Source organism: Streptococcus parapneumoniae, assembly GCF_037076355.1.
Taxonomy (GTDB): Bacteria; Bacillota; Bacilli; order Lactobacillales; family Streptococcaceae; genus Streptococcus; species Streptococcus parapneumoniae.
The window spans coordinates 115,016-126,751 of the sequence record NZ_AP026968.1 but is presented as its reverse complement, the minus strand read 5'-3'; the positions used below and the strand labels follow the sequence as shown (position 1 = coordinate 126,751).

At 33.7% G+C, this 11,736-nt stretch carries 19 protein-coding genes and 1 pseudogene; 1 reads left to right on the top strand and 19 read right to left on the bottom strand.

Going from position 1 to position 11,736, the window contains the following annotated elements:
- Positions 1-692 precede the first annotated feature (692 nt).
- The 19 genes and pseudogenes from SP4011_RS00705 to SP4011_RS00620 all read right to left on the bottom strand — a co-directional run bounded on the left by SP4011_RS00705 (position 693) and on the right by SP4011_RS00620 (position 10,843).
- Positions 693-1,040 (bottom strand): annotated as a pseudogene (locus SP4011_RS00705) (type II toxin-antitoxin system RelE/ParE family toxin).
- Positions 1,030-1,317 carry a type II toxin-antitoxin system RelB/DinJ family antitoxin gene (locus SP4011_RS00700; RefSeq protein WP_338619471.1) on the bottom strand — a complete coding sequence of 96 codons (288 nt, stop codon included), beginning with the start codon at positions 1,315-1,317 and terminating at the stop codon, positions 1,030-1,032. The pseudogene SP4011_RS00705 and the gene SP4011_RS00700 overlap by 11 nt, the downstream one beginning before the upstream one ends.
- A gap of 424 nt (positions 1,318-1,741) precedes the next feature.
- Positions 1,742-2,749 carry a hypothetical protein gene (locus SP4011_RS00695; protein ID WP_247921160.1) on the bottom strand — a complete coding sequence of 336 codons (1,008 nt, stop codon included), beginning with the start codon at positions 2,747-2,749 and terminating at the stop codon, positions 1,742-1,744.
- A 2-nt stretch (positions 2,750-2,751) separates the two neighbouring features.
- Entirely contained in the window at positions 2,752-3,171 is a 420-nt protein-coding gene (locus SP4011_RS00690; RefSeq protein ID WP_201058493.1) for a Panacea domain-containing protein, read from the bottom strand.
- The gene (locus SP4011_RS11415; protein WP_419992024.1) at positions 3,171-3,413 is read right to left on the bottom strand and encodes a DUF7720 family protein; all 243 of its coding nucleotides are present in this window, start codon (positions 3,411-3,413) and stop codon (positions 3,171-3,173) included. Before SP4011_RS11415 ends, SP4011_RS00690 begins: the two co-directional genes overlap by 1 nt.
- A gap of 137 nt (positions 3,414-3,550) precedes the next feature.
- Positions 3,551-3,703 carry a hypothetical protein gene (locus tag SP4011_RS00685; RefSeq protein WP_247921161.1) on the bottom strand — a complete coding sequence of 51 codons (153 nt, stop codon included), beginning with the start codon at positions 3,701-3,703 and terminating at the stop codon, positions 3,551-3,553.
- A 349-nt stretch (positions 3,704-4,052) separates the two neighbouring features.
- Positions 4,053-4,463 carry a DUF722 domain-containing protein gene (locus tag SP4011_RS00680; protein ID WP_247921162.1) on the bottom strand — a complete coding sequence of 137 codons (411 nt, stop codon included), beginning with the start codon at positions 4,461-4,463 and terminating at the stop codon, positions 4,053-4,055.
- A gap of 377 nt (positions 4,464-4,840) precedes the next feature.
- Positions 4,841-5,389, bottom strand: coding sequence for a hypothetical protein (locus tag SP4011_RS00675; protein ID WP_049506188.1), 549 nt, complete (start codon positions 5,387-5,389; stop codon positions 4,841-4,843).
- 9 nt (positions 5,390-5,398) lie between these two features.
- Positions 5,399-6,259, bottom strand: a complete 861-nt coding sequence (locus SP4011_RS00670; protein ID WP_070837720.1) for a phage major capsid protein — start codon at positions 6,257-6,259, stop codon at positions 5,399-5,401.
- A 58-nt stretch (positions 6,260-6,317) separates the two neighbouring features.
- Positions 6,318-6,539 carry a hypothetical protein gene (locus SP4011_RS00665; protein WP_049506193.1) on the bottom strand — a complete coding sequence of 74 codons (222 nt, stop codon included), beginning with the start codon at positions 6,537-6,539 and terminating at the stop codon, positions 6,318-6,320.
- Positions 6,540-6,628: 89 nt separating this feature from the next.
- Complete coding sequence (locus SP4011_RS00660; RefSeq protein WP_162837499.1) at positions 6,629-6,790, bottom strand: hypothetical protein; 162 nt, start codon at positions 6,788-6,790, stop codon at positions 6,629-6,631.
- Positions 6,787-7,632 (bottom strand): ATP-binding protein, encoded by an 846-nt coding sequence (locus tag SP4011_RS00655; protein ID WP_070837718.1) that lies wholly within the window; start codon positions 7,630-7,632, stop codon positions 6,787-6,789. The genes SP4011_RS00660 and SP4011_RS00655 overlap by 4 nt, the downstream gene beginning before the upstream one ends.
- Before the next feature lie 11 nt (positions 7,633-7,643).
- On the bottom strand, positions 7,644-8,513 hold the full coding sequence (locus SP4011_RS00650; protein ID WP_070837716.1) for a conserved phage C-terminal domain-containing protein: 870 nt from the start codon (positions 8,511-8,513) through the stop codon (positions 7,644-7,646).
- Positions 8,500-8,781, bottom strand: coding sequence for a transcriptional regulator (locus tag SP4011_RS00645; RefSeq protein ID WP_070837713.1), 282 nt, complete (start codon positions 8,779-8,781; stop codon positions 8,500-8,502). Before SP4011_RS00645 ends, SP4011_RS00650 begins: the two co-directional genes overlap by 14 nt.
- Positions 8,782-8,783: 2 nt before the next feature.
- A complete protein-coding gene (locus tag SP4011_RS00640; protein ID WP_070837710.1) occupies positions 8,784-8,990 on the bottom strand; it encodes a hypothetical protein in 207 nt (68 codons plus the stop codon).
- Position 8,991: 1 nt separating this feature from the next.
- On the bottom strand, positions 8,992-9,192 hold the full coding sequence (locus SP4011_RS00635) for a hypothetical protein (protein WP_049490570.1): 201 nt from the start codon (positions 9,190-9,192) through the stop codon (positions 8,992-8,994).
- Positions 9,193-9,528: 336 nt separating this feature from the next.
- Complete coding sequence (locus SP4011_RS00630) at positions 9,529-9,789, bottom strand: hypothetical protein (protein ID WP_042900400.1); 261 nt, start codon at positions 9,787-9,789, stop codon at positions 9,529-9,531.
- Positions 9,790-9,800: 11 nt separating this feature from the next.
- Positions 9,801-10,403, bottom strand: coding sequence for a Rha family transcriptional regulator (locus SP4011_RS00625; RefSeq protein ID WP_338619466.1), 603 nt, complete (start codon positions 10,401-10,403; stop codon positions 9,801-9,803).
- 239 nt (positions 10,404-10,642) lie between these two features.
- A complete protein-coding gene (locus tag SP4011_RS00620) occupies positions 10,643-10,843 on the bottom strand; it encodes a helix-turn-helix transcriptional regulator (RefSeq protein WP_070837703.1) in 201 nt (66 codons plus the stop codon).
- A 203-nt stretch (positions 10,844-11,046) separates the two neighbouring features.
- Here SP4011_RS00620 and SP4011_RS00615 point away from each other — a divergent pair, with 203 nt between their 5' ends.
- Positions 11,047-11,646, top strand: coding sequence for a helix-turn-helix domain-containing protein (locus SP4011_RS00615; RefSeq protein WP_070837701.1), 600 nt, complete (start codon positions 11,047-11,049; stop codon positions 11,644-11,646).
- Positions 11,647-11,736 lie beyond the last annotated feature (90 nt).

Genomic DNA, 11,736 nt, shown 5'->3' with positions numbered 1-11,736 from the left:
CTTACAGAAGTTAAGTAATCATTCAATACGAATCAATACAGAAGAAAAACGCAATTCAAGCGTTTTTTCTTTTTGTCAACAATACTTATATTTCAATTCAAACTCTACTTATCCTACAATCTTTTTTGTAAAACTGATTTGATTCAGGTAATTTTAGGACTCTACTGCACTCTACTGCACTCTACTGCACTTTACTGCACTTTACTGCACTCGATCGTCATTTTTCACCTATATTATACATGATGTGTAAAATAGTTTTTTCATCATTTAATCTGTAAAATGGAACTTGGTGACACGGGTTCTAATTTCAGTGAAATGAACTCAAACCACAAACACACTCTGAGGAAAGATCAAAACAAACGCTTGAAATATCAGGGCTTATGTGTTAGAATGAAAACATAAAGGGAAAACAATGCTTCTAGCATATGTAACTAAAAAGCCCCACCGTGCCACCGATGGGGTTTTTTGCTACCCTCTAAAAGGGTTAAAAGCTACTTGCTACGTTTCTTTATCCATAGCTTGAAAAGCTCAGATAGTACGTTAACAAGTAACGGAGCTAGAAAAAGGGAAAGTAACTCTAGCATATATAACACCTCCCTTCATTAAATTGAGGAGGCCAAAACATTATATCATACCAGATTTATATCATCAACACCTCGTCATTCCCAAACAAAAACGCCTTCCTATAGGCGCTATTTTTTCTTGAACAAGCGAATGTAGTCCTGTTTGCTATGAATAATATCTGATATAAAGACAGCTTTTCTATCCTCTAAAATATGATAGAAGACTAGGTAATCTCCTAAAATGATGCATCAAGTTTTGTGTGGTGGATATATAATATCTCCTACTCTTTCGTCAGCATCAAATCCCACTTCTAGGAAGACCTCAAGACGCGCCAATCCGTAAAGAATATTTTTAACTGTGTTTGCTCCTACCTGCTCTGAAAAATAGTTAGCTGAGATATAGTCTTTAATACCTCTTAGATGTTCTTGTACCGTTTCGGAGATAATAAGGCCATATGAGTTCTCGTTAAATTCCAAGGTTAGCCCTCACTTCATCAAGGCTGCAAGTTCTTCCATGTTCTAAATCTTCAAAGCTACGGGCAATTTCAGCACGCAACCCTGATAGAAGTTCTTCTCTTTCTTTATCTACTTGAGTTTCAAATGGCAAGGCTTTATGTTCTACAATATACTCTAAAAACAAGTTAAAACTGACTGTCATATCAAGATTTTGCTCTGTGATAATAACTTTAGCCTTCTCTAACAAGTCTCTGTTAGTCTTAAACTTTACCTGTGTGTTTTTTTCTAAAACATTCATGGTAGCATCTCCTTTAGAATATTATATTACTTTGAACTATATCAGTCTAATTGTGTATAGATACTTATAACTGTACATTAAAAAGCTATTTTAAAAACAAAAAAGCACCAAGGGAAAGCGCCCCAAAGTGCTTAATATCAAGGTTCTAAAGCCTATCTTATTCAATAAAATATTACAACATCTTGTTGTATCGCTTTTTTAAGTATTAATTAATTGGCTTTATCACTTCTTAACGCTTGATAATAGAGGGGTTGGGATTTTCATTTTTCGTTTTAATGTTTTGGAGTTTCTTCCTTACTCCACAAATCACTGAACATAAAACTTTACTTTTTTAATGAGTTCAGCAGGCAAGAAAAAGCACATTTAGAATGTGCTTTTTTGAGACTTATAGTTATAGGAAGAATTAATATATTTTAGACTAGTTCTACTTAAAAACTAGAAGTGAAAAGCTAAATACAATTGCACAAACAATCATTAATGTTAAATAGAATCTATGCCTTGCATAAAGATGTTTAGGATGCCAACAAACATTCTTACACTCACAACTTTTTTGTAAGATAGGTTTCTCAATAATAACTGACACCCAATACATTAAAGAATAGAGAATTGTTATTAAAAAACCAATTAGAATAGAAGAGATGAGCAATATCTTACGAATTGATACATCATTATTTTGTAACCCTTCTAATATCTTAGCCAATGAATCAAAACCACCGAACATCACAAATACAAAAGCTGAGAAAACACCTAAAATAGCTATAAAATCTGTATACATAGACGTCTGCTTTTTTGAAAGCCTATCTATTTCGGTTTGGTAATCATTTAATTTTTCATCTGCTTCTTTTAATTTTTCATCTGCTTCTTTTAAACTTTTCTGTATGCCAGAAAGTTCAGTTTGTGTTTCTAAATACAAACTATCGTATTGAATATGAGCTAATCGAGCATGCTCTATTGCTTTTCCAACACAAATAATAGCTTTTTGTTGATAGCTATCCATAAGAGATAATTGAGCTTTAGACGAGATAGACGCTTTAAATTCTCTTAGAAGATCAAGATATTCGTTTTTTATAGCTTCTAAAAAATCGCCCAATTTATCAGGAATATCTTTTCTGTTTTTATCTACTTCCAAAACAGCTTTAGTTATTTCAGCATAACCAACCCTGTAAAGTTCGTCAACTTTTGCAATTTCAATTAATAATCTTAAATCGTCTTTTATTTCTTTCGTTCCGTAGCCCTGTTTTTTTCTTCCAGGCTGACTTACCTTAGATAATATTCTTTTTGTAATTGTATTTAGAGAATCATCATCTGCTGTTGTTTTTAAATTAAAATCTGGAGCTTTTTTTAAAAACTCTGAGAAATAATCAATAAAATCTTGCTGTTCTCCTGAGAGACTTTTCTCTAATCCCGTAAAACTTTTTTCTAATTGAGTCATAATTAAATATCCTCAAATCGATATTTTACTGTACTAGTATATCCACAAATTTTATCACTGTTCATAGACCAGAACGGAATACGGTGGCTAATATCAATTAAAGTAAATACATCTGTCTTCAACAACTCTATGATTATTTGATCTAATAGTCTCAAAGAAGGCGATTTTTCAAAATGTCCAATAATAATCTCTGATGAAAACCTTCTAAACCTCAAATATTGCTCACGAACAACTGGCCCATACTGCCAAACCTCAAAAGGTTGATCATACATTTCTCTCAGAAATGATTCTTCAATAATCTCATCTTCTTTTGCTAGTTTAAAAGCGAAATACATAATTTTTTGCAGTTGAAGATTAGTAATTGGTAATTTATTTTCTTTAGCAACTGCAATAATGTGATTTGCAAATTTTTCCATATTCATCACAGCCACCTCCATTGTTTTATTATTCTTATTATACCATACTTGTTAAGTATAATATGTTTAATTCTATTTTTTTTTAAATTTTCTGTCTTATGTATCTCTACTAAGTGAAGCACTAGATCACGATACTTCCAAGTTGATACTAAGTAATCTAGTAACTCTTTATCTTCTACCTTAAAATCTAATAGGAGTAATAACTTAAGATTGTATACATTCTTTAGTATCGGTACACTATAAGCCACTTCTCCCCAATGTTCAAAACCTAGTATTAGTTACTTCAATACTTGTCAATTCAATGTTTAAATGTTCATTTTTCTTCCTCCTACTTTATTATTCGCAAAAAAATAAAAAAAGCACTTAGACTTCTCTAGGCGCTTAATTAAATTGTTTCAAGTTTTAGTGTTTTAAGGTATTCTTCCCATTCACGATCTAAATCCTCAATGGTTTTATCCTTATTTTGTTTGTGGATGGCATCAAAATCAATGTTATCATCTTCTCCTTCTGGCCAATCATTTATATCATTTCTAGTCATATCATTCAATCCTTCCAAATTGAAATTTAGAACTCCAGGTGATAATTCAAATCTTTTTATCTTATTCTATGATTTCAGTATAACTCTTTTTTGAATACTTTTCAACAACACTTCTAATTAATTATCAATACCCTTTTATTTAGATTATTATTGAATCGTGTTTTACAGATATACTAAAACAATACCTAATGAATATTGATTTACATTTCAAATATTAAATAAAAACTTAGCACTTTTCCTCTGATTTGTTATTTTTTACCCCCTTTTTGTCTGAAGTGCTCCGACTTGGAAAAAGTTCCCTTCACCGGTACCCTACTGGGCAGAAAGATTTTTTAAAAGGTGGGGGGAGTCAATATCCTTTCAATTCCACAAATCTTTTAGCGATTACCTTTCTACGGCTATTTATATAACGAGTAGTTTTATTTAGTTTCTCTGCCACGTCTTCCCAAGTCGCACCAGCTTCTAAATATCTCATTTTAAAAATTACTAGATCACTTTCAATTAAGTTTTCCATCAAGGTATCTACAACTAGTTTGAAGCCTTCTAAATATCTTAGTGTTTGGTCTTCTTCAATTCTAATGATTGTCGCTTCAGTAGGACTAGATACTGTCTTGCCTTTCCCACCAGTGTAATCTTCAGTGCTATGTTTCTTATTATGTATCAGTTCCTGTCTTCTCAAATAAATTTTATTAGCAAGCGTTCTATATCGTCCTAACTCAATATCTATCTCGTCCAGGTCTCTGTTACTCAACTCGTACATAGGCAAGTACCTCCACTTAAATTTAAAAATTTTTTTATCTTGCAATTTGTCAAATTGTAAATTCTGTCAAACTGACAAAAAATGCTGAAAGCCTACTAATACTCAAGTTAGAAGGTATTGCTGTTTTAAGTTTGACAACTCTTCAATGTGACAAGTTCAAGGGAAATTTCTTTTATTTATCCCCTCAGTTTCTCATATCTTACATTCTGTGAAACTCACTCCATTCTGTAACCCCCTGATATACCTTGCTTTCAAGCTACTACTTCTTTTCAGTTTATGCTTACTTTGTTATGTGAAACTTAGTAAAGCATAAAAGTAGGACTAGCGATATTTTTTCTGTTTCATCCATATATCACTAGCCTTACTTAATTTGTTCCCTATTTTTCTAAATACTCTTTAATGTCCCGATATTCCTTAGAAAAATTCATCCACCCGCTAATATCAGGGTTTAAGAATGGTAAGACAGTAAGCGGACTTACTTCCGTTCGATATAGCAATAGAGAATGTTTCTGACTTATTTCTCTGACTACACCTGTATGGATTTCTTCCACATCCTTCTTTAGTTCTTGAATTTCATTATATGCGTCCAGAATTTGTCTAAGTTTCTTTCGGTATTGTTTATAGATCTTCTTAGTTTCCATCCGTTGCTTAGTTTCTTTAAAAATGTATTCAAAGATGACTGCCTTAGCTTCTGAAAAATCACTATTATATTTTTCCTGAAGAGAATTAATAACTTTTTCCATCTTTTCAAGCTGCTCTAAAGATTCTAAGTTATTTGACAAAAAAGAATCTATATTCTCAAATGAAACTGTTTGATTGCCTAACAGGCTTTTCCTTTTTTCGCTTAACTGTTCTCGTGCTGAATTAATCTTACTTTTTTTATCATCTAGATCATCCAGTGTTTCAAATACTTGATTAATATCCATTTCTTTCTCCTAGTTCCATTGAATAAAGTAACCACAATCTTCTTCAACTTTTTTTACATCAAATCGGGTATGTAAAATCAACCGTTTCCCAAAATAGCCATTCGCATTCACCCAACTAAGTGTATCTTTCTTGCGATCAAACAAAGTAACAAAGTTTTCTAGATCTCCGATAAAGCCTTTTTTCTCACCTTTATTCCCTAATGTTGTATCATCTACAATTAAAAAGTTATCTACAAAGAATGTTTCACTTGTTCCTGTCTCTTTATCAACTTTAAGAAGATAATTTCCTGAAGTATCTTTCATTTTTTCTAAGACACTAAATAGTGATTGACTAATAACCATAGATACATTGCGCTCTGGATTAATTAAAGAAACAATAGATTTCAAGTCATCCAGACTTGTAGCGGTCTGTACTTTCGCAGTTTGGAGAATTTTCCCAATCTCTCTATTTCGTGTTCTACGTTTTAATTTAATAATCTTCTTACCAAGAAAATCCGTTAAATTATATTGGCCATCATCTAATTGCTCCTGTGAAAAATCAAGTTTTCCACTGAATAATTTAACTAAGTAATCAACGCTGATAGTTTTCTTTTTATCTGCTTCTGTTCTCTCAACCGAATTTTCGCTAACTTCTTGTAATGAATCAGATTCAAAGTCAGTTACTTCATACTTCCCACCACGGGTACGAGTCTCAATAACATTTACTAGATCAACCAGTTCTTTACGTTGATGTTCATCTTCGTAACTATCAAGGATTGGTTTTTCAATGAGTACATGATTATTTTCTACATTCATCCCTCTAGTGTTATAACCTGTACTTCGGATATAAGCTTCTAGATTTTCTTTTTGTTTAGCTAAGTTAATTGTCATTTTTTTGCTCCTTTATCTTTTAATATCTGATTTTTGTTTATAATTTTTTCTAAAATTCTTAGCTCTTAGCTTTTCTTTTATGACTCTCCGAGCCTTTAGAATCATTTTTTCTAGATTTTGGTTTGTCTTGTTTGTTAGCATATTTTTCTAGTATTTCTTTTTTCCGTTTTTCCAAATTTTCATCATCTTTTTTGCACTTTGCAAATATTTGTTGTCTTTTCTTTGGATCCATAGAAAATTTATTGGCTACTACATACCCTAAAGAAGTATCTCCTGACATTGCTCTCACCCCCTTTCTATGCAAACAAAAAGGGACATACCACTAGCATTATATGCTTACGGTATGTCCCTGAGTTGTTCTCAATAGACTTATTTTTTAGTTTCTTTTTTGACTAGATGGGTAAATTTCCCATCTGAGTAGAATAAAGTAATTTCTCCAAAACTTGGAACTTTTTCTATTTCTATTATACCACATTTTTCGTAGACAACAAAGCCTTTTTCTGTTGCAAATCGCATTTTATCATCATTCATTGATATTCTCCCCTCACTGTATTTATAGTGTATCTCTTATCTTTGATCGTGAAAGCTTTGAAAGTGTTCCCTTCTAAACCTTTCAAAATTCTACTTGAATTTCTAGCATTGTATACCGTCCGCAGTTCGCTACTGTCTAAGTTCGTGTTGAAAATCGTAGTTTCTCGATTATTGATAATATCAAACAAGAAATCCTGTTCCCAGTCACTCTTAGGTGTTACCGTCCCATTTTTTGCCCCCAGGTCATCGATGATTAGAAAATCTACATCAACTAACTTTTTAACCGCCTCATACTCTGTTAAGTTTGCATTTCTTCCATATGCCCATCCTTCTTTTATCTGCTTGATAATCTCGGTTAGGCTGACAAACAAAACACTCTTTGGCTCGTTTTTCTCCCTGAAGCTCTCATTGATTTCTTTAGCTAGTGCAAGCGATAAATGACTTTTTCCTATTCCTGTACTACCACTAATTAAAGTATTTCCCGTCATACCTGCCAGGTACTTCTGGGCTTGCCCCTTTACAAACTCCAACATCTGGCGCTCCTCTGTCGTCTTAACAAGGAAATTATCAAACGTCGCTCCCTTCAACTCGTTAGGAATCGTACTATCACGCATTAAGACATCATAAGTTTTAAAGTAAGCCTGTTTATCCTCAAACTGCTGTAACAAGTCTTGCTCTTTTTGTTTAATCTCTCCCTTCACACACTCCGGGCAAAAAGCTTGTACTTTTCTTTCTGAACTCCCTAAAACCGGTACAGAAATTTCCCAATAATTTACCTGGTGAATATCGCAAACCGTATCCAATATTTTTCTGTTATTAAATTCTTTAAATTGTTCCTTCATCTTTGCAACTCCTAAAATGGTAGGTCTGGGAAGTTATCTTCAAACTTCCCTTTTATGGTTTTAGGCTTTTGATTCAAATAACCGTCAAACTTAGTTCCGAAAAGTGTTTCTGGTCTCAGATATTTAGAAAATTCAGGGCTATCCTTCCATTCTGCCGTTTTAATATCTATCACCTGTTTAAAATCTTCAAGTGTATAGCCTTCTTTGAATCGTGCTATTATCGGCTTCAAATTTTTGTCCAAATATTTATAATTTTTCCCTACTGTATGATTCAGATAAGCTAGAGGGATTCTTATTAAATACTTCTCAGGATGTCCTTTAGTTATTTCCTCGATCATTCTCGGAGTTAACCAATTTGGGAAAGTAAAGTCCGGTTTACCTGACAATATATATTCTTTATATAACTCTTTATCTTTATCTGACTCTTTATCTATCTCTATCTCTATCTCTGTTGGACATGAGTTGGAAATAGTCTTTTTATTTTGGACATTCTCCAATTTTGGTATATCTTGACTATTTTTTCTTTGGTCTCGCTTATATTTCGCCCAGTTTGTTTCACTCTCAACCATGGCTTTTGCTTGCGATAATGTAGCATGGCCATCATCGTCTATCTGAATTAGTCCGCATTTTGTAAAATACGCAACTGTCATATTTATATCATCTTCAGAAACATCCAGTTTTAAAGCTAATTCCTGTACCAAACTATCAAAATATCCTTCATAGTACAAAATACAATCATCTTCTAAACTTTCCAACATAAGGCGGATATAAATCACTGTCATAGTGTAGCCACCAGGCATATTTTTAAGTCGCTTAATAAAAAGGTTATCAAAAAACTTCTTATCAACTTTTAACCAAAAATATATTTTAGTCTTTGCCATCATCTACCCCCAGGAACTTCAAAATATCCGTAACTTTGTAATAGACTTTTCTAGTATCTTCTAGTGGTGGTTGGTAACGTCTTAGTCCTGCACCTTCCCACTTTTGCAAAGTTTTGTATTTTATATCTAACTCGTCCATAGCTTCTTGTGCTGATATTAAACCAGTTAGTCGTGGTTTAGGTTGTTCTCGAACTGCTAGATAGTTTTCTATAACCGTGCTTATTCTATTAGTCAAATCATGTTCGCTTTCTTTACTCAAACTAAACATACTTAGCCCCCTTTACTGACCATTCCAAGCTGAATATATCGCCCATAATCAGGGCTTAAATCCTCGCTAGTTGTTTCAATCGTCTGTGTACTTTCTCGCTCGATTTGAGCGCTTTTTTTGCGGTCTCGGTGATTTAGATAAAGCAGTAAGCCAATCAGTACCACCGTAAAGATTACCGATTGTATATTGGTCAAATCTAATTCATTCATGCTATGCCCTCGCTTTGTAATTCTTGATATAATTTACTTGATAGCTTCGCTCCATCTTTAGAAAGTCGTACACCTCTTCTGGAGTTACTTTATCATCTAAAAAGTCAATGATGAACTGAAAGAGGTTCGGATTTCTATCCTTGATTTCAGTAATTCGGTTGTCAAATTCTGATTGTGTCATGTTATCTAGATCTAGAGTCATATTTTTCTCCATTAGCCTTTCCTTGTCCTTTTTCTTGCCTGTTTTCTATATGGTATGCTTCACCACTCCAAACGCTGGGCGATTGCCCCAAGTTGGCGAACGCTTGTAGCAGTGTTTCGTGAGTAATTACCCATCTTTCAGCTAAACAAGGTCTTAGAATCACCCTGTCAGCGCTTGATTTCAAAACCTTTTCTAATTGCTTGCCTGCTCTTCGGTTTTTCTTTAGGTATTTGATAAAATAGCTGTTTTCTGCTATAATCAAAGCATAGAAAAAATTTCTATATCCTTAATCTTGTCGCTTGCTCTCCTCGGTCAAAATTTGAGCAAGTGATTTTTTTATTTTCTTTTTGCATGATTACTACCTGACTTTGGTTTATAAAGCAAGTCTTTACTTTCGATAAGATCTAGAATCCAACTGAATCCCTGCTCTACTGTCTCAAGAAATGCGCCCAGGTCTTCACTGTCCAAGTTCTCATAGTTCATACAAAGATATTCGGCTAGTTGTCTGTCTTTCTCAACTAGCTTTTTAAAATCCTTGGAATACTTAGGAATTTCTAACCCTTTGGCATTTGTAACTGTCTTAAAATCATTTTCCATTTTCTATACTCCTATACTTTAAAAATTAATTCCTTAATTTCTGAATATCCCCTATTCAAATTAATCATAGCTATTGCCATATCTTCCAAACGTTGATAGTTTGTCAGTTCTGCACTTGTCAAGCCATCAATGCCGTTCTTACTTTTTCGCTCCTTCATGAGTTGCGCTTTATTCTTCCCTGTCACTCCCTTTAGTAGTAAGTTTGTAAGGGTACTATAGGCATGCTTAGGTGCTTTCTCCCATGTTTGAATAGCTTCAGTTAAGCTTTTACGCTTTGGCTTTTCCAGTTCTCTCTGTAATTGTCGCTTGGAAAGTTCGTCACGCATTTCAAAGAATGCTTTGACTAGGTTGGTTTTGAAGTTGGCCACTTGCTCAGTATTTTTTAAGAATGTAACTAACAAGGTCGCTTGTTGCTCATTCAAAATATAATCCTTAGTATTCTGGCCACTTTCCATAGCTTGGATTTTAAATCCAACCTTCCCGAACCGTTCAAACCTTGCTTGATGTTTGCGGATTGTCTTGGTTATTGTGTGATGTTGCAATCCAGTACATTCTGCTACGATACTGCTCAGTGTATACGGCTCTTTTCTACCGTCCATGTAAACCAGTTCCATTGGTTAGCTCCTTTCTTGTTTTTGTCAATGCTTGCCACCTAAAACAGTACCAAGGTAAAGCATTAAAGTAGGGTAAAATCGGAGAAAATGCACCCCTACAAACCCTTGATACTGCCATAGGTAGCAAGCAAATCACTCTAGCAAATATCTAGCTAGGGCCGTTTATCAATCCCCGGTGGTAAAGCACCACCTAAGAAATCTGTAAATGTAGACTAGTATTGCGATTGGTTCGCTCCTTTCTAGCTATAAAATAGTTCATCTATGGTTATATCTGGCTTGATTTCTGCAACCATTGACTTAATTGCTAGACGTTCTTTGTCATTGAATGGCGTTTTCCCTAATTCTTTGTTATTATATGACTGCAAAGAAATATCTAACTTGTCTGCCATCTGTTGTTGAGTCAGTCCCAACATAACCCGATAACCTCGTAGTTTGCTCATAGGTTTCCTCCTTTCTAAAAATCCCCCTCCATGAATAGATTGAAAGTATGAAAGATTGGAGAGAACGGACTTTTTTGTCCCTTACAGTTTTTATGATAGCAGACATTTTTGTCTGTGTCAAGCGTTTTTTTAAATTTTTTGCAGACTTTTTTGTCTTTTTTGAAAATAAGTGTTATAATTATTAATGAAAGGTATTATGATTAATGAATAGATTGAAAGAATTAAGACAAGAAAAAAAGCTATCTCAAAAAGAAATAGCTGATCTCCTAGAAGTAAGTGAAAAAACTATATCCCGATGGGAAAATGGTGAAAACGCAATAAAATCAGACAAAGCCCAGCAACTTGCCGATTACTTTAAGGTCGGCGTTGGATATCTTTTGGGAGATGATGAAAGAAGAACAACCTACCTATCATCTACTATAGAGAAATATAGTGATAACATGGAATCTCCCGTAGACTTCGCAGGATATGGTTTATTAGCGCTAACTCGTGGTGAAAAAGTAAGAGATACTGTGATTGAAAATCTTAGAGAAATCACTGATTATTATGGTCATAAAAGGTTTTCCAAGGAAGAGTTTAAAAATTGGAATCAAGAGAAAAAAGATTTCATGCTCAAGGAAATGCAAAACTATGCTGATACTAGTATCGGAAGATTTCTAGCAGGGCTAATGACATTTCCTGATAAGACTAAAATTACTATTATCGACTTCTTGTCCCTAGACAAGAGAGATAGAGAAGCAATTAGTACAATAATTTCCTCATTAGCTGATAATCCTGTTCTTCATAAAGATTATGAGGACTAACATAAAACCACTAGTCACTATATAAGCCCCATAATCGCTTTATTTTCTTACCTGGTACATTTTACCGTTCGTCCTCTTAAAATCGAAAAT